This window comes from Flectobacillus roseus (assembly GCF_030056595.1).
In the GTDB taxonomy this organism is placed as follows: domain Bacteria; phylum Bacteroidota; class Bacteroidia; order Cytophagales; family Spirosomataceae; genus Flectobacillus; species Flectobacillus roseus.
Window position 1 is genome coordinate 1 of record NZ_JASHIF010000005.1, and the last position, 22,344, is coordinate 22,344.

Below are 22,344 nucleotides of genomic sequence, written 5' to 3' on the forward strand. Positions count from 1 at the left end.
TTTTCATCTTTTAAAAAGTCATAATATTTTCCTGTTTGTACAGACCAGACTTTGGAATTAAAATTATCATCTGTAGTGATGAGCCATTGACTATTTGGGGAAAAATTAGCGTAGCGAATAATTTTTTCATCTTTTAAAAAGTCATAATATTTTCCTGTTTGTACAGACCAGACTTTGGAATTAAAATTCACATCTCTTGTGATGAGCCATTGACTATTTGGGGTAAAATTAGCGTCGATAATAATTTTTTCATCTTTAAAAAAGTCTGGACATTTTCCTGTTTGTACAGACCAGACTTTGTAATTAAAATTCACATCTCTTGTGATGAGCCATTGACTATCTTCCGAAAAATTAGCGTCGTCAATATTTTTTTCATCTTTTAAAAAGTCTGGATGTTTTCCTGTTTGTACAGACCAGACTTTGGAATTTTTATTCACATCTTTAGTGATGAGCCATTGACTATCTTGAGAAAAAGTAACATCTGTTGTCTTTGTGTATCTTCTTTTTTCTTGAAATTGATGGTTATTACTGTGCCTAAAGATCTCTTCCTTGGCTTCTTTAATGGTGTTAATTCTGTTGGTATCATTTGTCCAAGGCATTACTTTTTCTATAAGTCTTAAACCTTGTATAGGGTTCACTTTACCTGCCTCCGAAGCCACAAACAATGCTTTAGCATTGTTTGTGGCTTTTTGGGCTTTTTGTTCACTTTTCTTTGCTTTAGTTTCTGCTAGTTTGGCTTTTTGCTCATTTTGCAATGCTTCTTCTTTTTGTTTTTCTATGGCTTTAAATACTGCTTCAATACGCTTGTCCACTACTGTATGTTTGGCATTATCAGTCCCAGCCAAAATACGGGCTATGTTATAGCTTTGTATGGATTCTATGGTTTTACCTTCTTTAAAAAGTTTATCGGCTACTTGTATTTTTTGTTCAAAGCTAATTCTTTTTGGCTTTTTACTTGGCTTTTGTGCCAGTGCAACAATGTTGAGCAGTATGCTTAGGGTTATCAAGGCTATTCTCATTTCTTTAATAGTTTTTGTAGTTCATTTTTTAGCTCTAGGGCTATGCTATCGGTTTCGGGTATTTTTTCTACTATTACTTTGGCAGAGTCATAATAATATTGGGCAGTTTCTATATCCTTGTTACGTAAAATATTATCGCCATTGTCTTTTACGGTTTTGGCTTGTTGGTAGTACAATTGGTATAATGCTTCTTGGGCTTCTTCTTTTGCTTGTTCTGCCTTTTGTGTCAAACGCAGTACATAAAAAATGATAAATAAAAACGCCAAAGCAATAGCTCCTACAATGGCAATGTTTTTACGCAGTCGTTTTTGCTTTACTTCTTGTTCTCTAATCTTAGCAAATTCTAAAATTGGTTCTATTAAAGTATCATGTCCAATTTCATAGATAAAGCGTCCTGCGGTGTCTCTTTCTTTGCGGAGGAGGGTGCTTTCTTCCAATTGCTTTAATAATTCATTCGTCCATTTATCTTCTGCTTTCAGATAGGTGTCTGCAAAAGGAATCCTTTGGTTGTTTTGGATAAACCTTTCTTCGATACTCTTACTCACTTTGGCTTTATCATCAATACTAAGTTGATTGAGCGTACTTTGATAAAAATCTTTAAAAATATCTTTGATATTTCCCAAATCATTCAGCGTAATGATGCTGTTTGCTTGTGATACTTTTTGTAATTCAATAAATCTGCAAATAATTTGTAGGGTTGCCGTTTCAATTTTCCCATCATGTTTATTCTTTACTCTTTCAATGATGGCATCCACTACTTTATCTTGGTATTGAAAAGCAGGTGTTTGAAAATCGCCTTCTATTTGTGCAGGAATTTTGATTGCCTCCTTGGCAGCCTCTTCGGTAAGAGCATCTAATTCATAAAAATGCTTTAGGATATTGGGAATATATTTTGTCAGTTTATTCAATAATGCCATCCTATCCGAGCGAATAGAAAACACAAACTTTATATCTATTTTTTCATAAATAGCATCAATTTGTTTTTCTTTTTCCTCTCTGTCCTTTTCGTTTTGTTGAGCAAAAGCCGTTTGCTCAAAGGCTGTTAAAGATTTGCCTTTGCTTATATAGTCGGGAATATTTTGATAAATAAGCGTTCTTAATTCTTCCCCAAACTCCTCTATTTCTGTATCTGAATAGCTAAAGAGTTCTTCAAATTGGTCAAAAAATAAAATAATTGGTACACGAGGATACGCTATTTGCCATTGTTTTAGCCAATACCATAATTCACCTTTGGAAAAAGCATCAGCTTTCAAAGGCTTTAGCCATTCTTTTTCAGTTGTCTTATTTGATACAGTTTCAATGAGTGTTTGTAGTGGAGGAACAAAGCTTGCGTACTTTTCTTGCCCTTTATTAAACAATCGTACTGAAAAATATTTAGGCTTTTGGTTTAGCTCATTTTCTAATAGCGGTATAATACCTGCATTAATTAAAGAGCTTTTACCCATCCCACTTTTTCCATACAAAACTACTATTTGGCGGGTATCAATCATTTGATAAAGTTTTTCTTTATCGTCATCTCTACCCATAAACAAATGTGCTTGTTCGGTGGTAAAGTTTTTTGCCCCAGGATAACGGAATTTAGTTATTTCTGCCATAGAATTATGCTTGGGCTTTTGATTGATATTTTTTGATAGAATCTATTATTTCTTGAAAACCACTTTTATAACTTTCCCCTTGCAAATTCCCTCTTTTTTTCTTTTGAAATTCAGCAATATTAGAATCATAAGTATTTTTAAGTTGCAATAGACGGTCACGCTTAGGTTCTAAGTCTTTTGTACTTTCATCTTTTTCAAGTCGTTTCAACATTTCATCTTTTAGTACTTTGAGTTGAGCATCGAAAATATCCATCGCTTGTCTTCTAAAAGTAATGGTGTCTTCAAGAGAAGCATCTATTTCACAGGGCATAACAATTTTTCCTATTGTTTCTGCCAAAGTAAAGGCTTTATTAGACTCTTGTGCTACCCAAGCAGAGGTCAAAAAGTTTTTAGAAATAAGCTGTATGATAAAATCTGCTTTAGCAACGCTTTCATTGATAAATTTTGGTATGTCGAAGCCAATAGGATTATCTGTATCTATAATTACATGGATGCCAGAGCCTTCTAAGTCGTTTTTAAGTTTATATGCTATCTCTTTGTCTGAATGATTATAAGAAATAAAAACTGCTGTTTTGAAGCTCTTAAGTTGTGGGGGGGCACCATCGGAAAAATAGACACTGTACAAGTCATTAAGTAGCGTAACAGGCGTTCTTTTTGCATTGTATGTTATATCAAATCTTTCCTCAGCCAAATCTTCTACTCTTTCCTCTTTTACATTAACAAAAGCAAATTTATTCGCATCCATTCGCCCCGATTTAAGTAATAACCTTATTAACATTTGGATATACCATTTTTCAACACGAACACCTACAAAAACAATCATTTTAGCACTTCTTAAAAGACTAAGAACGCCTTCTGGAAGATCAGGTTCGCCTCTAATAATTTTAAAGATAAAGTCAAACCAATGTTCAAAGGTAAATACAGAATCTTTTGTTGATAGATTTCCCAATAACTTATACAATACTGTTTTGCCATTGGGAACTATATCTTTTAGCTCTGTCGGGCGTTCATTAAATCTTGAATAACTACCTACCAATACAGCATCTTTATTGGTTTCATACATTATTTTTTCAAGATGTTCGTCTGGAAGTAATGAAAGGATTAATGAAAACGGTAGTTGTGCAATTTGTGAAAAAGGTTCTTTCCAATTAATCATCTGAGAAAAAAACCATTCGCTAAATTCATATAAATGATTTTCATTTCTTAACTCTAATGGATAAGTTAGTAAGTTTTCTTTTACAAAAGAATATTCATTGAATTGAATAGGGCTTCCTTTTACCTTGTTTTTTTCTCTTCCTTCTTCTAATTCATGGTTGATATAATAATCATACGCCAAACGAAGAGATTCATCAAAATCTTTAGGTTTTACACCTTTAAATATTTTACTATTAATCTCACAAATCTCTGGTCCAAGAATCAGTACACATTTATTTTCTTTTATAGCATCAATTATTTTTTTAAGCTCTTTATCCATGGTTAGTGTTAGTTTTCTTAATTTTCAAGGAGAAATAAATATTTATGATAGTTTCCAAAATTGGAATTAACTCCAAATGAAATGACTATCAATTTATGACAAAGGGTAAAACACGAAAATATAAAATTGTTTTATAAAGTTACACGATTCTAGTAAATCTTATTTTTCGGTAACAAAAACAGCAGTTAAATGGATTAAGCAACTCCATTTAACTGCTGTTCAGTCTTTTAGGAAAATACTATTGGAAGATTAATTATCCCACCAATGTTTAAATCTATCAATCAATGAGACGTTTTTCTTTGTGCCTGAAATGGCTTGAGGAACACCCGACAGACTTTGATTTTTAGACTTTGGTTTTGACTTTTTGAAATCTAAACCCACACGTAAGGCAATGGCTTTGAAATCTGCTGTATCTCCTTTGATTAGATTCTTATAGAATTTTCTTTTGCCTTTCAGAATCTGAATTTGCTCTTCCAAGGTTAACTCTTTTTGGTTTTTGGTTAATACCCCTGATAATCCTGTTTGGCTAACTTTGAGGAACTTTCTTAATTCTGCTGCTATCTTTTCTTTGAATTGAGCGTTTGCAATCACGGTTGCTTTTAACTCTTCTACTTCCTTTTCGAGATTATCTCTTTCCAAGGTTTGTTTCTCGACCTTTTGTTGGGCTCTTTTGTCAACCGAGTTGGTGACTTTTTTCTTACTTGGAGCTTTTGAAGTTGTCGATTTTGCCTTTTCTTGTTTTTGGAAGATACCTACTGCTTCTGCGGTCTGGATTAGTGCGTCAAGGGTTTCTTCTGCTTCCGTTGAAATTGAAAACAAAGTATCAAAATCCGAAAATCCCTCAGTATCCTCTTTTAACAATTGATAGTTCTCCTGTGAAACTTTGTCTAGTTGAGCTAACTGAGAAGCTGTGATACTTTTAACTAATTCGATGTTTTTTGAAGTATTCATGTTTTGTATTTTGAGAGTGAATGTTATTATTTAAGTTTTTGTAATTCCATTTGCTGGAGTTGTAATCTTAATCGGTAGGTGTATTTTTTCGAGATAATTTTAGGGTCTTTATCATCCATTTTCTCAACATTATCCATCTCTGCTTTTTGAGAAAAAATAATGGTAGCCTCTCCATAGTCTTTGAGATTGACATCAATCCTCACACTTTTTTGACTTTTCACCTTGAGGTAGATATATTTTACCTGTTGTGATTTAAGCAACTTTAAAATTGGTAGAATAGTCGCATTGATTAAAGTGACGCTATTTGTTTCAGAAGGTGAGACAAAATGTCCACTGGTCTGTATTCCCTCTGCCCATTTTAGATTGGTGCTGGAGTTGACACGAACGCTAAACCTAGTTCCAGAAATGGTGACTCTTGGGTGTTCAACTCCTTCAGCTACATCGATTCTGTTGAACTTTTCGACGATGCTAAGCAACTCAGCTACATTAATTCCAAAAGTGTGTTTTTCAATGTCGGGTACACCTCTTAAGTAGTTGGGTGGCCACTTCACATCGAACTTTAGACCATGCTCTGTATAATGCCCTCTTTGTGAACCCTTGGTATGTATCCAAATCATGGAAAAGTGATTTGCACTAAATACCCCGTCATCTGAAAAGCATATTCCGTAGTCTTGCGATATGGAACTTTGGTCGAGAAACTTTGCCATGAATTTCATAAACTTTGGATTAGATGGACTAATCAATTCATTTGGTTCTGGCTTCAGAGCTTCTTCACCTTCAATTCTATAAATCAAGTTTGAGAGTTGATACGGATTGAAGGTTACAGATGAGTTGTCACTTAGCGTAACTTTCAGTTTAAGAATACTATTTTCAAAAACAGCCTCAGCGGAGTTAACCTCAAAGTTTTTTCTGATATAGTCAGCTAGTTCTTGGACACTCAAGAACGGAATCGCATTTCCATCGATTTTATCACCAGAGATTCCTGTACTTTTAAAGTATTTCCAAAGCGCTACCAAAAACCTTTCTCTCTGACTGTAGAGAGAAAGGGGGAGTTTACCAATTGTGCTATCTTTAACCATTTTGTAATAGCTTATTTCTTTCAAGAATTTGTAACTGCAACCTTAAACGATATTTATACTTGAGAGTAAGAACTCTTTTAGCATCATCATTCTTAGGCTGTTCCTGCACTAAGGTTGGACTATTAAATACAGGCAGCTCTTGAAGCTCATCACTAAACTGATTTTCAAGGTTTACTTCATCAGCAATAATTTTAAATTGCTCAGGGCTTAGCTCAGCACTTACCTTTAGTTTGCCACCTAAAGTATTGAGGACTTTACTTAGGTTACTGACATGGACTAATGCCGTCATGGTAGCAGAAACCTTTTCGAAAGAGTTTCCAACAATAGCAGAAAGAATATCTTCGTCTAGGTACACATTTCCAGCCACCTGTTTACTGGCTGAAACAATCAGTTTAAAGTGATAAGGGTCTTTTCTGAAGATAGACAAAGTATTAGAACACTGTAACGATTGGTTGGTCATAATACTTGAGACAACCTTCAAGCACTTATTGATAGGTACACTTACTTTCTGTGACGAGGTTCTACTTGCTTTTTGAATGTAGTTTTCTGGAAGAAGGATTCCTTTTCTAACTTTATTTTCAAGAGTGGTAAACTGAACTAATCGCCCTGAAAAATTATCGTTACGGTATGCTTGAATTAAATTACCAGTAACGATGTATCTAATACTTCTATCTTTTAAGTTATTCGAAATAGCGGTCTCCCATTTAGGCAAAAGCTCTTTAACGAAAGAGTAATTTTGAGGCATTTTTTGAGAGGTTCCTTTGATAGAAAAAATCCTTTCCGAATTACTTCCTGAGATGGACGGAAATGAGAGTAATCTTCTGGAGGAAGCTATTGCAATTCGAAGCCCTATATTGGATGGCGAAAAAGGTTTATCTTTTGTTGGATTAATTCTAATTCCTAAACAAGTGGCTAATACTCTCGTTACGCTTCCATTTTCGAAATTATTTTCAGGGAATAATAGAGGCATTCCAACTTGGAAGAAGCTTACAATTTCTTTCACGTAAGATAATTCATTAGCTGATTTTCTTTTACAATCATTGATGGATGATTCTTCAGCCTCTTCAAGCTCAATTAGCCTGCCTTGAACATAAGAATCTAAAGCAGCAGGTAGTCCTTTTTCTGCTTTTTCTTGGTAAGCTTTCTCAGAAGTAATTCTTTCTCTTTTTAGGGCATAACTTTTCTCTATTTTCTCAATGTCTCTTTTAAGAATTAGAGCAAAGGAGTTTTCAGCCTGTTGAATTATCTCTTGAGTAATTTGCTCAGGTCTTTTACCATCTAATGATGCTTTTAACTCGTCGTGTAACTCAGAGACACTCATTGGTTTTCTTAATACATTTACTTCACAACGTTCGATAAATGTATTGTCAGAAAATGGGCTTCTACCTCCTGTACCTACTTGTACGATAGTTCTTTCCAATGTTTTAGCACGCAGGTCTTGTGTTTCAACCTCAAGGTCAAACTTATCATCTTCGATTAACTGTTTGATATGTTCTTGGTAGCGCTCCAAAATCTCAGTATAAAACTTTTCCTGTTCAAGTACTGGTAACACTGCAACTCGACCAGAAACTTTACTGGCTGCTCCAATTTGGATCGGGTCTTTATCCTCTTCGAACAAATTAAGAGGGTCATCAAGTTGTAAGCAAAGGTCTGTATTCTCTTGCATGTACTTAAACACAATCTCATCACCATACTTATTCAAAAAATCTTCTGATTTCATCAAAGATTCAGAATTTTTCTGATTGGCAGTTGTATTGGCATCTAATGATTTCAGCTTCTTTTGAAGCATCATCATAAGCCTTTTTTCCGCTGGAATCGAAGAAATGAGGTAATCGTAAATAGGCTTCTTAATCTGCCCCGTTCTGTTTATTCGCCCCCTTTTTTGTACTTCAGTATTAATATCCAATTCAGCTTGTAGAACAATCATTACCCTTTGTTTGACCTTTTCAGCAGGTACTTTAGCCGTAATGATGGCATGAGCTGAAGCGCCAGTAGAACCACTTTGGTTAATCATCAAGACATCTATTTCATTGTCATTGAATCTTCTAAAGGCATCATTTACATTTTCCGCTTTTTTTCGAGAGACCACTCCGACAAAATTTTGAGTAGTTTTTTCAGACAATCTTTCACCAAGACCATTAAGTGATACGTTGTTAAAATTGATAGAAAGATTTACTTCCAATTTACGTCCTGTAACCTCAGCCACCTTATAGCCATAGGCTTCTATTTTTTGCTTGATGTAGTCAATGGGTGAAATACATAGCGAGCGTGAAGCATTTTGCATTTTATTGAAAATACGGAAATACTCCTCACGAGCATCCACGGACATGGCTTCAATATCGAACGCATTTTTTTGGTGTTTCCCCACCTCATCCTTGATTGAATAGGTTAGTACCGCATTTAGGGACTTTAGGAGAACATTACTAAACGAAGCTGAAATGGTAGAACCATCTGAAACCATTGTACCTTCTTCATCCTCCATATTTTCTAAGAAAGACCCCATCGTCGATGAAAAGGCGATTACTGGCTTTTTACCCTCTTTCAATCTCAAAATAGCACGGTTTGCCACATCATCAGCTTTTAGGGCAAAAAGCATTTGGTTGACCAACATAAACACCTTTGAAAAGGCAGGAGAAGCATCAACACCAGCACGTTTAGTACCATTTTCAATAATTGCTTGGGCTTGACTATCACGAACCTGTTTGTCGAGTTGTTGAACTTCAGGAATAATATACTCCTTCTGAAAATCAATGATGTCTCTAACAATTTCAGTAAATTCATCTGCTATTTTTCTATCTCTTAAGGCGTTTTTCTCAAGATTGATATAGTTTACTTCAATGCCTTCATACAATCGCTCACGACGAATGAGTTGTCCCTGACTAGCCAATTGAGATGCTACAACTTCTTGCAGTGCCACACCACCCTGTTTGAAGGCACTTACGAGAGATTCTGTATCAATGGCAGCTTCCGAAATACAAGTCTTCATGGCATACAAAGGCATATTATCAGGTCTTTTTGCAAAAGTCGCTGAAAGGAATGTAACCCCTTTGGCTTGGGCACAAGCATTCATCAGGATTTGGCCTGTGTTAGATACCCCAGAGGCGTTATGAGCTTCATCAAGAATCAAGATAGAGCCTTTTGCTACGCTTGTTAAGAATTCAATTTTGGGAGATCCTTTTGAGTCTGAAACTTGAGAGTATGTGAGCATTACAAGGTCATATTCTCTTGGAAGAATTCCTGATTTGATAATGCTATCTTGTTCCGATTTCATTGGGGGAGCATATAGCAAGTCTCCGTTTCGGTCTTTGATTTGGGTCTTTGCATCACGAGCATTCACAATAAAAGGATTTAGTGACTTGCTTCCAATGTCGTCCATATCTCGATACAAATCAGAAAATAGATTTGGTTTCTCTGTAATAAAGACGGGTCTATATCCTTGTTTTGTAGCATATCTAATCATTGCAGCAGCGATACGCCCTTTACCGATTCCAGTCTGGTCAGCGATGATAATCCCTTGATTTTTTGCTTCAATGTTATAGATGGCAAGTGCTACAGCATCGATTTGCTCAGCCGATAAAGCTTTGTAAAGAGCTGCCTTGGTTAGGTACTTCAAACGACTTTGGACGAAGGCATCCACGTCACCGCCGATGGCTTGTTTGAGATTTTGTAGCGCTTGATTGATTTCAAAGGCCATCGAGTCTGGTGTGTCCACATCAAGAGATTGTCCCTGAGAAAGTACAGGGTACTTCATGCCAAGGGCAATATCCATCAATTTTTTAGTTTTTTTCATGTAGTACTGATGAAAGTGACTTCGACTGTAATTGAAGCCTTAGTCTATATTTGTATTTAATTTTGAGAGTGCTAGTTGTTTCTTGACTAAAATTGGAAGTAACTCTTTCGTAAAGCTCTTCGAAAGTATTTATCACTTCGCCTCTGGCTTGTTCCTTGAGAGGCGCAAATCCCTCAGCTACTTGTTTTATGCCAGAAATAAGAATAAGTCGAATATCAAAGCTTGTTCCTTGTCTGGAATAAAGGTCGCCATTGATGTTAATTACGTCATCCACCTTAAAATAGCGGTATAGATAGCTTAAGAAAACTCTATTTTTACCTGCCTGAACCCTTCCCTCACTATCGTAATGCGTGTGTCCCCCAATGATAATGGCACATCGACCATCTGATTTCAAATTATTGAGCGCATAATAGCTAAGAATATGGTCAAGGTCTTTTAGGATGTATTTATTGTCGATTTTTAGGTAATCCCTTTGGTCAACCGCCCCGAATGGAGGATTGGTAATGACTCCATCAAACTTCTCGTTTGGCGTGTTGTAGATAGCATTGATTTGAGTTGCTTTTCTAAAACCTTGGGTTAATAAATTCTTATAACGTGTATCATCTATTTCATTGACAGTACATTGCTCAGGACGAAAAGCAATGGTCATCATGCCGTTACCTGCTGTTGGTTCAAAAATTTGACCCTGATATTCATTAACGCCATTTTTTACATATAATCCAGCTAAAAAAGCAATGGGTGATGCCGTTGAGTACTGCTGTAATAGAATCGAAATACTTGTTCTATGTGATAGAATTACCTGATTTCGGTAGGTTTCAAGAATATTAAGATACTTTTCATAATCGCTCGTACTCTTATCATTGGCAATCTTTCTACAAACATTAACAATGGCTAATTCTGTGAGCTCTTTAATGTCAGTTTTGTCGATAACACCAAACTTGCTAGCAAGCTTTTCGATACTTCTTTTGTTATGTTTCTCGTTGCGCTCAAGCTCTAATTGTACCTGTTTAACGAATTGCTTTTCACCTGAAGTGATACTCAAGCTTCTACCGATAGAACCTAAGGAAGCGAAGTCAAAATCATACTCACGAGCTGTTTCATATGAGTCCTCATAATTAAATTTATCTTGAACTGGGTCAAGAACTACATCTTCCACAACCACATAGATATGTTGCCATCCTTGCCCAAAATCAACCATTTTGATGGTATGGTTAACTTTGAGATTGTGTAAAATAGAAGAGATGAAAATGGTAAAATCTTCGCAGTCTACGCCCTTTTGTCTATCTGCCCAAGTGCGTCTGGGTAATCTGATTTGTTCAGTACCTTCTTTGTCGAAACGGTAATTGATATACGCTCTACAAAACTCGTAAATTTTTTGACAAAGAACAACACCTGAGTAAAGTTTAAATTGATTAGCTAGTGAAGTAGTTTGTTCGACTGATTTTGGAATAAGATTTTGTGTGATTAGGTTGAATGTATCATCCCCCGAATAATTGATTAATTCGATATAATCATTCTTTTGTGGCCTTTGTAAAAGTAAGCTCTGATTCATATAGAAAGGCATAAATACCTAGATTTTCAATGAGTGGTTGGTGTTGCTGGTAGAACTCCTTTGCTTTGGATATAGATAAATCACTTAAATCCTGCTCAGCACAGTTTGAGCAGGATTGTGCCTCTGTAAATCCACTACGATAGAAGCTTGCAAACAAATTGATGAACGCTTGTTGTGTGTCCATTATAGCCCAAAGGATTTTTTGACCTCAGATTCAATGTACTCAGCTCCTTGATTGATGGCATCCTTGATATCGTCTGGGCTTGGATTAGGGCCGTTAAAGAGTACCTGTGTAACTCTGGCATCTTGAATGACTAAGGATACCTTTTGGTTTTTTGAATGAAAGAAGTAAGTCTGGCTTTTGAGCTTATTATAAATCTCAATTAGCTTGAATAGTTTGAACATTGTTAGTGGTTGGTTTTGGTGTGATGGCTTGCTTTGGTTTACCAAATAGGTACTTGAATACGACAAAGATGATTCCCAAGGCAAAGACAAGCACACCTAAGAAAATAAGCATATTATTGGTGGCTGTTTGTTTGGCTTTGTCTGCTGCAGTTTGCAATTGCTGTTGTTTAGTCTTTACTTTTTCTTGTAAAACCTTGTAAAGCTCTTGGTCAGCTTTGGCATCTTCTGCTTCGACTTGCAGTTGCTGAGCTTCTACTTGGAGTCTAGCAACTTCCTTTTTTGAATCTGCATTAACAAAGGCTTGAACTACGCCTGACACTGAGCCTACAATCGCAGATACAGGGTCTGCGCTCATTCCTACGCTTACGTTACTAGAGGTGTCAAATCCACTTCCAAGTAAGCTACTTAATGCCGTTTGATTATTGGTGCTCGAATTGCTTGAGCTATTTGATGTGGTTGCCTTCTGGTTATTTGAAGAGCTGTTTCCACTTTGTTTTGAGAACCCCATAGTGTTTTTTACCTGCTAATTGAATTTGCTCCCTGTTTTTTGACTTGAATAGAAGTACACCCATGATGATGATGGCAATAAATCCCAACACAATTGCAAGTAGCTTTGTGATATTGAGTGATTGTGCATTATCACTATTTCCCTCTGTACCTGCGAAAGAATTATCATTCTCTTCAATTGTATCTAAGACTTTCTGGGTTGCTTTGTCTTTAGCTACCTGTTTGGCATTTATTCTCTCGTTTAATAACTTGTCGGCTTCTTGTTTATCGTCTGTCACGTCAGTTGATAATACCCATGCTTCACTTTCTTCGTTGTTATACACCCCAGCTCCTAAATCAAACCAACCACCTTTTTCACGCCTTTGGGTAGTGATTTTAAGTTTATAATAGAGTTTATTTCCAACTGCTTTCGTCTCACCAAGAGTTACGCCAACTCTCTCTCCAGAGAGATATAGTTTTGTTTTGGGAGGTTCTGCTGCTCCGCCTGTCTGACCGTAAAATGTTTTAACGGTAACAAGCTCAGTAGGGAAATCAGCCCTGTTTTCATAGCATATCGCTCCATTGAGCTGTATGCTAAATAATTCTGTTCCTGCTTGTGCTGCCATTATTTTGAAAATTATGTAGTGTAATATTGCTATTACACTACAATGGTATCTTGGATTATAATTGCTCTAAAACCCGATACTTGAACACATTGGTCATTTGTGTGTCGGCCTCGATGAAATCTTTTAAGATTTTGAGGTCTTGTGGGTCGAGTTGTACATCCTCTCCATTATACAATTGAAAACCAATGTACATAAGCTTTTGAGCATTTTGGTTTGAAGTGGAATAGGCAATGCTTTGCCCAACGATTTTACCCAGATTTACTTCTTGCCCATTTTCGAGAATAGGTTTATTGTCGATTCCCAAAAATGGCGTGTTAAGACTTACTTTTTTTACAATTGGTTGAATGTCCTTTTTCATTTTTTTAGTAATTAGATGATTTGTTGCTACCAAAATATAGTGTCGACCAACTGTTGTTGTGTGTGTGGCCACTGTAAATTGGTAGCAGATGTTAAGAATTTACAGATAATTTTAGACCAGGGAATTTGTGTTTTGCTACCAACTATGCTTCAACTTGATTTAGCAATTTGATAGTTGAATAGTTTGATGTTTGTGGATCCAGTTGTTGAATTTCAGTCGCCACCAATCCCAAACTTGTCACAAGGATTTCAATGAGTAGAATTTCTGGTTGATTGTACCAATTTTGAAACTCAGTTTGGTTAGCCTCCCAACTTTTTGCAGAGGTGGCGAAACCAGTCGCATCAGGGTACTTTTTTGAGTCTGCAATTTTCGAAATATCAATTTTTTCGTTGTAGCTGACATTAATTGTTTTTCTTGTCTCAGAGATGTTGTCATAGTTCATCTCAATTTCTGAAATGCCCCGTTTATTAGAGGCGAGGATTGCTTTAAACATATTGATTTTAAGTTACATTTGTTGAACAAAAACTACTTTCCCATTACTGTTTACTGTCAGGTACCCTGAAGGTGCGCTTGATTTTGCATACGATTCTATATTGTTTAATCTAAGCTCACTAGTTGAGGAAGAAACTGAATTAACCACATCAGATTGTATATTTTGAATATAGTTCATGCCATCCATGACACTACCATGTTTAGAATTGAACCAGAAGTTGGTCGAAACCACATTTCCGTTGAATTCAAAGGGTTTTCCTGAAATACTATCCCAATGATGACTATGCGCACTTGGATTAAACTCGGACGGTTTTCCTGTGATGCTATCCCAGTTATGGGTATGTCCCCAGTCAGCTTTACCATCAATTTTACTTTTCACGAGTGCCACAGACACAGGATTAGTAATAGCATTTGACCATCTGGCATCATCGTTGACCACATCTACGTGGTATCTAACCACATTTCCGTCTACTTGAACAACATTGTAAGCACCAGAGGAAAAATTGATAGTGCTGTATTGCCCTTTATCTCCAGCATTTTCCTGTAGGGATATGTTAAAAGCGGGTTTTCCTACAATACTATCCCAATGGTGGGTATGTCCCCAATCAGCTTTACCATCAATTTTACTTTTCACCAGAGCAACTGATACAGGATTCGTAATGGCATTTGACCATCTGACATCATCGTTGACTACATCCACGTGGTATCTGACTACATTTCCGTCTACTTGCACCACGTTGTAAGCGCCAGAAGAAAAGTTAACGGTGTTGTATATACCCTTGTCGTTTGAATTCTCTTGCAATAAAATATTGAATACCGCTGGCTTTCCAGTGATACTATCCCAATTGTGGGTATGGTTACTGTCCGATTTTGAATTCCAGTAGGTAATTTGGGCATCTGTTACAAAGCGTCTATTTGCATTTGCATTAATCCAGTCGGCTGAAAAAGCTGATTTGACTAGGTTGCCATTTGCATCTGAAATAACAGGAACCGCATTAGTTCCATCTGCAAAGTCAGAAATACGTACTGCTTTTGAAAGTATTCTTCCTTGGCGAAGGTCAAAAACGATGTGGGTATTACCAAAACACGTGTCTTTGAAGCCGATGCCGTACCAAGAACCAATTTGGAGGTTGTAGCCTGTAGTCGTTGCGCTATCAGCGTTACCAACAGAAATGTGACCACCAACCAAACCATTAGCTGGTATGAAAGATACTTTTCCTTGTTCGAGAGATATTGAGTGATATGAAGCTTCGTCAAAGTTAGCAATAAAAACTTTCTTAGACTGCATTTGACCAGCTCTAGTATCAAAAATAATTTTCGTTTTTCCAGCATTCGTATCTTTGAACCCAATCCCATACCAAGAGGCAATTTCAAGGTTGTAGGTCGTTGGTGTTGCACCATCTCCAGTACCATAACCAACGTAACAGTTTGTATCAAACATGACTCTTCCCGTCATCGTACCACCTGCGAGTGGTAGATATGCACCAAGTTCACTTCTGTCTACTTTTCCGTTCCAGTAACTTACTTGTGTGTCAGAGACAAATCTTCTGCTGGCATTAGTAGTCAAATTATTGACATCGGTAAAAAAACTAGCATGATATCCATCAAGTAAATCCGCATTCATGCCAGAGCCAACACCATGGTTCATTTGCGTCCACACCTTAAAATGCTGGTCATCATAAGCCGTGTTATTATCGTTTCTGACATAGAGGTGTCCTTGCTTCTCATATAGTTGTACGGCTGACACACCGGGCGTATGAAAAGCAAGTGCTGGTGGTTTGGCTACATTAGAAGTATTAATACAAAGTTTAGCTTCCTCCAAACGAGTTCCACCCTGTGCAAGAATATCAAGCTTTCCAGAGATTATCCCTCCAACTAGAGGCAAATAGGCTCCTAACTCTGAACGCTCAACCTTGGCATTCCAAGCAGTAACTTGACTATCAGTAACAAACCTTCTGTTGGCGTATGTATTAACCCAATCAGAACTAAAAGAGGTTTTGACAAGGTTACCATTGGCATCTGCTACGACTGGAACTGCATTTAATCCATCTGCAAAGTCCGTAATTCTCACGGTTTTGGTAATGACACGACCCGCACGGGTGTCGAATACGATACGAGCAGTATTATCATAACTAGACTTTAAGCCAATGCCCCACCAACTTGCAAGCTCCAAGTTATAGCCTGTAGTTGTTGCATTATCCGCAGTACCATAACCTATGTATTCGCTTGTACCAAAGCTAATTTTTGCTCCATAAGTCATATTACCTCCTGTTAAGGGAAGATAAGAGGCCAGCTCAGTTCGTTCTACTTTATTTGTCCATTGGCTAATTTGACTATCAGAAACAAAACGTTTGCTACTCGTCGTAATCAAATTGTTGACATCTGTAAAGTAAGCTGCGTGAAAACCATCGAGTAAGTCAGCGTTCATTCCTGAACCACTACCATGATTGAGCTGAGTCCAAATTCGATTATGAATATTAGCTCCAGCTTCACTGTAATCTGACCGAACGAATAAATCGAAGTTTTTCTGATAAATCGTAATAGCAGAATTACCGGGTGAATGTAAAGTGAGTGAAGGGTGTTTTGTACTGTCTGTCGTGACCACCACTAATTTAGAATCTGACCAGTGTGTACCGCCAAGTCCTTGGATTTCAAGCTTTCCTGTCAAATACCCACCCGTTAAAGGCAAATACGCACCTAATTCAGTTCTATCTACTTTTCCGTTCCAATAGCTTACTTGGGTGTCTGTGACAAATCGTCGATTGCTATTGGTATTGACCCAATCAGCCCCAAAGGAGGTTTTAACTAAGTTTCCATTGACATCTGCCACGACTGGAACTGAGTTTAAACCATCTGCAAAATCAGAGATTCTTAGCGCTTTAGTCAAAATTCGTCCAGCACGTGTGTCCATTACGATACGAGTGGTGTTGTCATTCGTTGATTTGAACCCAATACCCCACCAGCTTGCAATTTCTAAATTATAGCCTGTAGTCGTGGCATTGTCAGCATTCCCGTACCCCACATAACAGTTGGCGTCAAAGCTAATTTTTGCGCCATACGCCATATTTCCTCCTGTCAAGGGTAGATAGGAGGACAACTCTGTTCTTTCAACCTTAGCATTCCAATAAGCAATCTGTGTATCAGTCACAAACCTTCTTCCTGTGTTGGTTGAAAGGTTGTCTACATCAACAAAGAAGCTTGCATGATAGCCGTCCAATAAATCTGCATTCAATCCTGAACCAATGCCATGATTTTTCTGACTCCAAAGTACATTATCACTGGTACTGCCAAAGTCACGAATGTATAAATTCCCAGTTTTTTCATACAACACCACAGAAGACACGGTAGGAGTATGAAAAACAATAGCAGGTGGACGATTGATATTTGTAGTTGTTATTGCCAGTTTGGTTTGGTCAATAGAGGTATTACCATTAGTTAAATCAGCCCCTTCACTAAACACTTCTAAGCGTCCTGTAACTCTTCCTCCCGTTAATGGTAAATAGGCACCTAGTTCTGTACGATCAACCTTACCATTCCAATAGGTCATTTGATTATCTGTGACAAATCGTCGATTAGTATTCGTGGTGAGGTTATTCACATCTATGAAATAAGCAGCATGATAGCCATCGAGTAAATCGGCATTCATTCCTGATCCAATTCCATGATTAATCTCTGTCCAGACTTTCTTGTGAACATTAGCGGCTGTCTCAGAGTAATCATTTCTTACATGAAGTCCTCCATCTTTTTCATACAAAGTCACCACTGAAGTTCCAATTCGATGAAAGCTCATCGAAGGAGCTTTGGTAGCATCAGCTGTAATGATATTGAATTTTGACTCTGACCAATGTGTACCACCTCCTGCATTGATTTCTAGTCGTCCACTTAGGCTACCTCCTGAAAGTGGCAAATAAGCGCCTAATTCAGAACGTTCAACCTTGTCATTCCAAGTGGCAATTTGTGTATCTGTGACAAATCGTCGATTCCCATTGGTATTGACCCAATCAGCACTGAAGGCCGTTTTCGCTAGGTTGCCACTGGCATCTGCCACCACTGGAACAGCGTTTACACCGTCTGCAAAATCTGTAATTCTAACTGTTTTGGTGATGATACGACCAGCACGAGTGTCGAATACGATGCGAGCGATATTGTCTATGCTAGCCTTAAAGCCTATACCCCACCAACTAGCGATTTCTAAATTATAGCCTGTAGTTGTAGCATTGTCGGCATTACCATAGCCAATGTATTCGCTTGTTCCAAAGCTAATTTTAGCACCATAAGCCATATTCCCACCTGTCAATGGAAGATATGAAGCAAGTTCTGTTCTTTCTACCTTATTAGTCCATTGGCTAATCTGGCTATCTGACACAAAACGTTTGCCACTGGTCGTAATCAAATTATTGACGTCCGTAAAATAGGCTGCATGAAAACCATCGAGTAAATCAGCATTCATGCCTGAGCCTATGCCATGATTGAGCTGAGTCCAAATACGATTATGAGTCGTAGCAGCTGCTTCACTATAATCTGACCGAATGAATAAATCGAAGTTTTTCTGATAAATCGTAACAGCAGAATTACCCGGTGAATGCAAGGTGATTGAAGGGTGTTTGGTATTGTCTGTTGTGACAACGGCTAACTTTGAATCAGACCAATGCGTACCACCAAGCCCTTGTATTTCAAGTTTCCCTGTTAAATACCCCCCCGTTAAAGGCAAATAGGCGCCTAATTCAGCTCTATCTACTTTGCTATTCCAATAACTTATTTGTGTATCAGAGACAAATCTTCTGCTGGCATTAGTATTCAAATTATTGACATCGGTAAAAAAACTAGCATGATATCCATCAAGTAAATCCGCATTCAATCCAGAACCAATACCGTGGTTCATTTGTGTCCATACCTTGAAGTGCTGGTCATCATAGGCCGTGTTATTATCGTTTCTGACATATAGGTGTCCTTGCTTCTCATACAGTTGTACGGCTGATACACCGGGTGTATGAAAGGCGAGAGCTGGAGGCTTGGCAACATTGGAGGTATTAATACAAAGTTTGGCTTCCTCCAAACGAGTTCCACCTTGAGCAAGAATATCAAGCTTTCCAGAGATTATCCCTCCAACGAGAGGCAAATAAGCTCCTAACTCCGAACGCTCAACCTTGGCATTCCAAGCTGTAACTTGACTATCGGTAACAAATCGTCTGTTGGCGTTAGTATTGACCCAATCAGCACCAAAGGATGTTTTAACGAGGTTTCCGTTTGCATCAGAGACAACGGGTACAGAATTTAGACCATCAGCAAAGTCAGAAACTTTAAGAGCTTTACTGAGAATACGACCCGCACGGGTATCGAAAACTATACGAGTAATATTATCTACTGTTGCCTTAAAGCCAATTCCCCACCAAGAGGCAATTTCAAAGTTATATGTACTTGTTGTAGCATTATCACCATTGCCATATCCAATGTAAGAGTTTGGGTCAAAAGAAATCTTTGCTCCATAAGCCATATTGCCACCTGTCAGAGGCAAGTATGCCGAAAGCTCGCTTCTATCTACTTTGCCATTCCAGTAGCTTGCCTGAGCATCCGTGATAAATCGGTTGTTGGGGTCTTGAGCAATGAGATTTGGACTAATACTACCAACCGACAGTGCTCCAATAACCATTGCTTGAGAGAGTGGCTTCCAGATAGCATCACCCTCAGCAGAGGAAGCCTTTACCAAAACTTGGTCAAAGCTTCCTGCTGAGGGAAGAACTGCTAGGCTTTTTACCTTTTGTCTCCCGTTACTCCATGTTATGAGCTTTTCTACAGGCATAAAATGTGAGATTAAAGTTCAATAATACCTGCAACCTCAAATAGGATTGCACTGTTAGACACAGCAGTGCCTACGATTTGAGCGAAAGTGTCTGTACCAGCTACGGGTACGGTAGATTTTGGATCGCCAGCATTTTGAGAGAGGTAGACTGGTTGCCCAGGCGTTAGACCTGCATAGCCCGCATTGATGTTTCCGAAAAATACTTCTGCATTGGCACCATTGGCTACGGCTGTTTTTACATATCCAACCGCCATTTTGGCAATGTTTGTACTGACTGCTTTCACGGCTTTGCCAGTACCATCGATTGCAACGATGTTGTTTGCAGAAAGTGCCTCACCTGCAACTACTATCATAGATTCAGGACCTACGTTGTCTGGCAAAAGAGAAAGGTCAATTTTACCAGCACCATTGAGTTCTGGCACTTTGCCTGATTGAGCTGCAGTACCTCCAGCAACAGTAGTAGGTAAAGCAGATTTGTCGATTTTACCTGCACCATCCAGCTCTACTATTTTACTTGCGTCTCCAGCGCCTGTGGATACGGTAACCGATTTGACGACTTTTTGTCTACCTGTGACAGAGTCCCTAGAAATTAAATCCTTTGGCATTGTTAATCGTTATTTAGGATGATTGGTTGTGAAAAGTTAATATTGATTTCGTCTGGTGAAATAGAGTTACCTGCCGTTTGTGAGAGTCCTTGGTTAGGAGCAGTAGGGGTTAGTACTCCCATAGGTCCGATAAACATAAGTGTGTTGGATGGTAGTCCCCAATTAGGTATTTCAGCCGTACCTTCGACCTGTATAAAACACTCTTGTCCTGCGGTAGCCGAATGGAGTGCAATACCTGTCGCTAGTCCGTAGTTTTCAATATTATGTGGGTCATATCTATAGCTACTGTCTATACCATCATTCTCGTGAACTCTTACGACATATCCTCTGGTGATTTCCTCTTGAGCAATGGTACGTTTCCAGCCGATGCCTTTCAGAACTATAGTACTTCCATTCTGGTTGATGACCTGTTTGGTAGAGTTGTCCAATTTATTTTGAATGTTTTCTACCAAACCCATCATGCTTTTCTGGAACTGACTATTACTTTCTTCGAGTGTTTTTGAAAAATCATTGATGGCAGAGTTCTTATCGGGAATTTTAGAAAGTAGAGAGATGATATTTTTCCGAAAAAGAATAACCAACATCACGACTGCTACCAGAATGAAAGCAATAAGCTGAATGAGTTTATTCTTTTCTTTGCTTTTGTCCTTATCTTTCATAGGATTGATTTTTGGGGTAGCAGATGTTTGTTTTTTGTTACTGAAGCTTTTCTTAGTGTTTACTTTTTGCTATTCAACTTTCCTCCCAAGAATCGAAATATCAAGAAGACCACGAGGAATAATGACAAAATGAAAGCCAAGAATTGTAGGAGCTTTTTGGACTCAAAAGCTTCCAGTGGTACACCTTCTGAACTTTTCCTCACCACTATTTTACCCTGTACCATAAAAGCTTTGAACCATTGCCCAGCTCTTCTAAAGATTTGATAGCTTCTATCAAACAAATCAAGAGGCTTCTTGAGTAGTCCCAAATGGTCGTATTTTGTACCAGCTACATGGGTTACATTGAAATAGGACGGATAAATAAAATTGGTAACAAAGATGTCGTTGACGAAATAGCCGATTGATGGATTCGCAATGGGGTCAGCTAGTTCAACTAGAAATTCTACTTCCTTGGTACTATCCTCAAAGTCCTTTCCTCTCACGATTCTTTGTCCGTATGGGTCGATACACATTTCGATGATTTCCTCAGAAAGAACCTTCGTTAGATGGTTTTGTGAGTATTCTTGTGTAACCCAATCTGTTAGTCTTGCTTGAGCATAGGGAATATTTGTCGTAGAATCATACCAATGGGTTCCGTTGAACTTATTTTCCGTTTCCTCGACAACTGTTACTGTCCAAAAACCTGCTGGTATTTCTCCAAATGTACGAAAAGCTCTTACCTCACCCGATACGTCCCATTTGGGTGAAACATCTCTCTGGAGTTGAATTTGAATAGCCTTAGTAATTTGCTCCAGTAATTCATACGAGATTTTCCCTGTTTTGTCTAAGAGTGCAATCTTTCTATACTCCATTGGTTACTGGTGGTGTTATTGGAGGTTTATTCATCTTTCGAATAGCCCATCTAATTAACCAGAATAGCAGGATGGGAACTAGGATAACTGTAGGAAGAAACCAAACGATGTTCTTCTTGAGGAAAGCTAGATACTTGTTTTCTTGCTCTTCTGGTGGAGTCCTTTCTGTATCACTACTTGAGTCAGCTTCTGAATCTTTTGTGTCTGTTGCAACCGTTTTGTTACTACCCCCACCAAGGATTCCAAACAACCCTTTTGCTACATCTAAGATTTTTCCAAAAGTGTTCCCTGAAGAATTGTTATTCGTATTGGTGTTTGTCCCTCCAAATACAGTTGGTTTGTCGTCTTTTAAACTATCTAAGCTTTCCCAATATGGAAGAGTGCTTACGACATAGTAGGTTTCTCCATCTTTTGCTTTGAATTCCAAGAAAGTGTTTTTGTCTCCAGAAATTCCTTGAACAGTTCGACCAGTGAGCTCACCAAGGTACGCACCATAGTAGGCAGCATACGCAAGGGATGAAATATCGGGAGCGATGAAGTATTCTGCATAAGCGACATCCTCCTTTACATATAAGTATTTTGCCATTTTTGTGGTGATTAAA

The 22,344-nt window shown here is 38.0% G+C and carries 18 protein-coding genes; all 18 read right to left on the bottom strand.

All coding sequences use genetic code 11. The features are described from left to right. The coding region (locus QM524_RS07010; RefSeq protein ID WP_283344025.1) for a WD40 repeat domain-containing protein at window positions 1-1,019 on the bottom strand (1,019 nt) is incomplete at its 3' end. After that, window positions 1,016-2,614 carry an nSTAND1 domain-containing NTPase gene (locus QM524_RS07015; RefSeq protein ID WP_283344026.1) on the bottom strand — a complete coding sequence of 533 codons (1,599 nt, stop codon included), beginning with the start codon at window positions 2,612-2,614 and terminating at the stop codon, window positions 1,016-1,018. The genes QM524_RS07015 and QM524_RS07010, both read right to left, overlap by 4 nt. A gap of 4 nt (window positions 2,615-2,618) precedes the next feature. Next, on the bottom strand, window positions 2,619-4,088 hold the full coding sequence (locus QM524_RS07020; RefSeq protein ID WP_283344027.1) for a toll/interleukin-1 receptor domain-containing protein: 1,470 nt from the start codon (window positions 4,086-4,088) through the stop codon (window positions 2,619-2,621). Window positions 4,089-4,337: 249 nt separating this feature from the next. Then, the gene (locus tag QM524_RS07025; RefSeq protein ID WP_283344028.1) at window positions 4,338-5,039 is read right to left on the bottom strand and encodes a hypothetical protein; all 702 of its coding nucleotides are present in this window, start codon (window positions 5,037-5,039) and stop codon (window positions 4,338-4,340) included. Window positions 5,040-5,065: 26 nt separating this feature from the next. Continuing rightward, window positions 5,066-6,118, bottom strand: coding sequence for a hypothetical protein (locus QM524_RS07030; protein ID WP_283344029.1), 1,053 nt, complete (start codon window positions 6,116-6,118; stop codon window positions 5,066-5,068). Beyond that, window positions 6,111-9,908: a strawberry notch-like NTP hydrolase domain-containing protein gene (locus QM524_RS07035; RefSeq protein ID WP_283344030.1), complete on the bottom strand. Its 3,798-nt coding sequence runs from the start codon at window positions 9,906-9,908 to the stop codon at window positions 6,111-6,113. The genes QM524_RS07030 and QM524_RS07035 overlap by 8 nt, the downstream gene beginning before the upstream one ends. Then, window positions 9,895-11,460 (bottom strand): hypothetical protein, encoded by a 1,566-nt coding sequence (locus QM524_RS07040; protein ID WP_283344031.1) that lies wholly within the window; start codon window positions 11,458-11,460, stop codon window positions 9,895-9,897. The genes QM524_RS07035 and QM524_RS07040 overlap by 14 nt, the downstream gene beginning before the upstream one ends. Beyond that, entirely contained in the window at window positions 11,420-11,644 is a 225-nt protein-coding gene (locus QM524_RS07045) for a hypothetical protein (protein WP_283344032.1), read from the bottom strand. The genes QM524_RS07040 and QM524_RS07045 overlap by 41 nt, the downstream gene beginning before the upstream one ends. Beyond that, window positions 11,644-11,865, bottom strand: a complete 222-nt coding sequence (locus QM524_RS07050) for a hypothetical protein (protein WP_283344033.1) — start codon at window positions 11,863-11,865, stop codon at window positions 11,644-11,646. Before QM524_RS07050 ends, QM524_RS07045 begins: the two co-directional genes overlap by 1 nt. Then, window positions 11,840-12,373, bottom strand: coding sequence for a hypothetical protein (locus QM524_RS07055; RefSeq protein ID WP_283344034.1), 534 nt, complete (start codon window positions 12,371-12,373; stop codon window positions 11,840-11,842). Before QM524_RS07055 ends, QM524_RS07050 begins: the two co-directional genes overlap by 26 nt. After that, window positions 12,333-12,977: a hypothetical protein gene (locus tag QM524_RS07060; protein WP_283344035.1), complete on the bottom strand. Its 645-nt coding sequence runs from the start codon at window positions 12,975-12,977 to the stop codon at window positions 12,333-12,335. The genes QM524_RS07055 and QM524_RS07060 overlap by 41 nt, the downstream gene beginning before the upstream one ends. A gap of 55 nt (window positions 12,978-13,032) precedes the next feature. Beyond that, on the bottom strand, window positions 13,033-13,335 hold the full coding sequence (locus tag QM524_RS07065; protein WP_095160444.1) for a hypothetical protein: 303 nt from the start codon (window positions 13,333-13,335) through the stop codon (window positions 13,033-13,035). Between the two features lie 142 nt (window positions 13,336-13,477). Continuing rightward, a complete protein-coding gene (locus QM524_RS07070; protein ID WP_283344036.1) occupies window positions 13,478-13,828 on the bottom strand; it encodes a hypothetical protein in 351 nt (116 codons plus the stop codon). Between the two features lie 12 nt (window positions 13,829-13,840). Beyond that, window positions 13,841-19,627: a tail fiber protein gene (locus QM524_RS07075; protein ID WP_283344037.1), complete on the bottom strand. Its 5,787-nt coding sequence runs from the start codon at window positions 19,625-19,627 to the stop codon at window positions 13,841-13,843. 11 nt (window positions 19,628-19,638) lie between these two features. Continuing rightward, the gene (locus QM524_RS07080) at window positions 19,639-20,232 is read right to left on the bottom strand and encodes a hypothetical protein (RefSeq protein ID WP_283344038.1); all 594 of its coding nucleotides are present in this window, start codon (window positions 20,230-20,232) and stop codon (window positions 19,639-19,641) included. Window positions 20,233-20,234: 2 nt separating this feature from the next. Further along, the gene (locus tag QM524_RS07085; protein ID WP_283344039.1) at window positions 20,235-20,891 is read right to left on the bottom strand and encodes a hypothetical protein; all 657 of its coding nucleotides are present in this window, start codon (window positions 20,889-20,891) and stop codon (window positions 20,235-20,237) included. Between the two features lie 59 nt (window positions 20,892-20,950). After that, window positions 20,951-21,742, bottom strand: coding sequence for a hypothetical protein (locus tag QM524_RS07090; RefSeq protein ID WP_283344040.1), 792 nt, complete (start codon window positions 21,740-21,742; stop codon window positions 20,951-20,953). Next, a complete protein-coding gene (locus tag QM524_RS07095; protein ID WP_283344041.1) occupies window positions 21,732-22,328 on the bottom strand; it encodes a hypothetical protein in 597 nt (198 codons plus the stop codon). The genes QM524_RS07090 and QM524_RS07095 overlap by 11 nt, the downstream gene beginning before the upstream one ends. Window positions 22,329-22,344 lie beyond the last annotated feature (16 nt).

Bases quoted from the DNA above. Each gene is read 5' to 3' on its own strand.
- QM524_RS07015 (WP_283344026.1), bottom strand. From the start codon at position 2,614: ATGGCAGAAATAACTAAATTCCGTTATCCTGGGGCAAAAAACTTTACC.
- QM524_RS07020 (WP_283344027.1), bottom strand. From the start codon at position 4,088: ATGGATAAAGAGCTTAAAAAAATAATTGATGCTATAAAAGAAAATAAA.
- QM524_RS07025 (WP_283344028.1), bottom strand. From the start codon at position 5,039: ATGAATACTTCAAAAAACATCGAATTAGTTAAAAGTATCACAGCTTCT.
- QM524_RS07030 (WP_283344029.1), bottom strand. From the start codon at position 6,118: ATGGTTAAAGATAGCACAATTGGTAAACTCCCCCTTTCTCTCTACAGT.
- QM524_RS07035 (WP_283344030.1), bottom strand. From the start codon at position 9,908: ATGAAAAAAACTAAAAAATTGATGGATATTGCCCTTGGCATGAAGTAC.
- QM524_RS07040 (WP_283344031.1), bottom strand. From the start codon at position 11,460: ATGAATCAGAGCTTACTTTTACAAAGGCCACAAAAGAATGATTATATC.
- QM524_RS07045 (WP_283344032.1), bottom strand. From the start codon at position 11,644: ATGGACACACAACAAGCGTTCATCAATTTGTTTGCAAGCTTCTATCGT.
- QM524_RS07050 (WP_283344033.1), bottom strand. From the start codon at position 11,865: ATGTTCAAACTATTCAAGCTAATTGAGATTTATAATAAGCTCAAAAGC.
- QM524_RS07055 (WP_283344034.1), bottom strand. From the start codon at position 12,373: ATGGGGTTCTCAAAACAAAGTGGAAACAGCTCTTCAAATAACCAGAAG.
- QM524_RS07060 (WP_283344035.1), bottom strand. From the start codon at position 12,977: ATGGCAGCACAAGCAGGAACAGAATTATTTAGCATACAGCTCAATGGA.
- QM524_RS07065 (WP_095160444.1), bottom strand. From the start codon at position 13,335: ATGAAAAAGGACATTCAACCAATTGTAAAAAAAGTAAGTCTTAACACG.
- QM524_RS07070 (WP_283344036.1), bottom strand. From the start codon at position 13,828: ATGTTTAAAGCAATCCTCGCCTCTAATAAACGGGGCATTTCAGAAATT.
- QM524_RS07075 (WP_283344037.1), bottom strand. From the start codon at position 19,627: ATGCCTGTAGAAAAGCTCATAACATGGAGTAACGGGAGACAAAAGGTA.
- QM524_RS07080 (WP_283344038.1), bottom strand. From the start codon at position 20,232: ATGCCAAAGGATTTAATTTCTAGGGACTCTGTCACAGGTAGACAAAAA.
- QM524_RS07085 (WP_283344039.1), bottom strand. From the start codon at position 20,891: ATGAAAGATAAGGACAAAAGCAAAGAAAAGAATAAACTCATTCAGCTT.
- QM524_RS07090 (WP_283344040.1), bottom strand. From the start codon at position 21,742: ATGGAGTATAGAAAGATTGCACTCTTAGACAAAACAGGGAAAATCTCG.
- QM524_RS07095 (WP_283344041.1), bottom strand. From the start codon at position 22,328: ATGGCAAAATACTTATATGTAAAGGAGGATGTCGCTTATGCAGAATAC.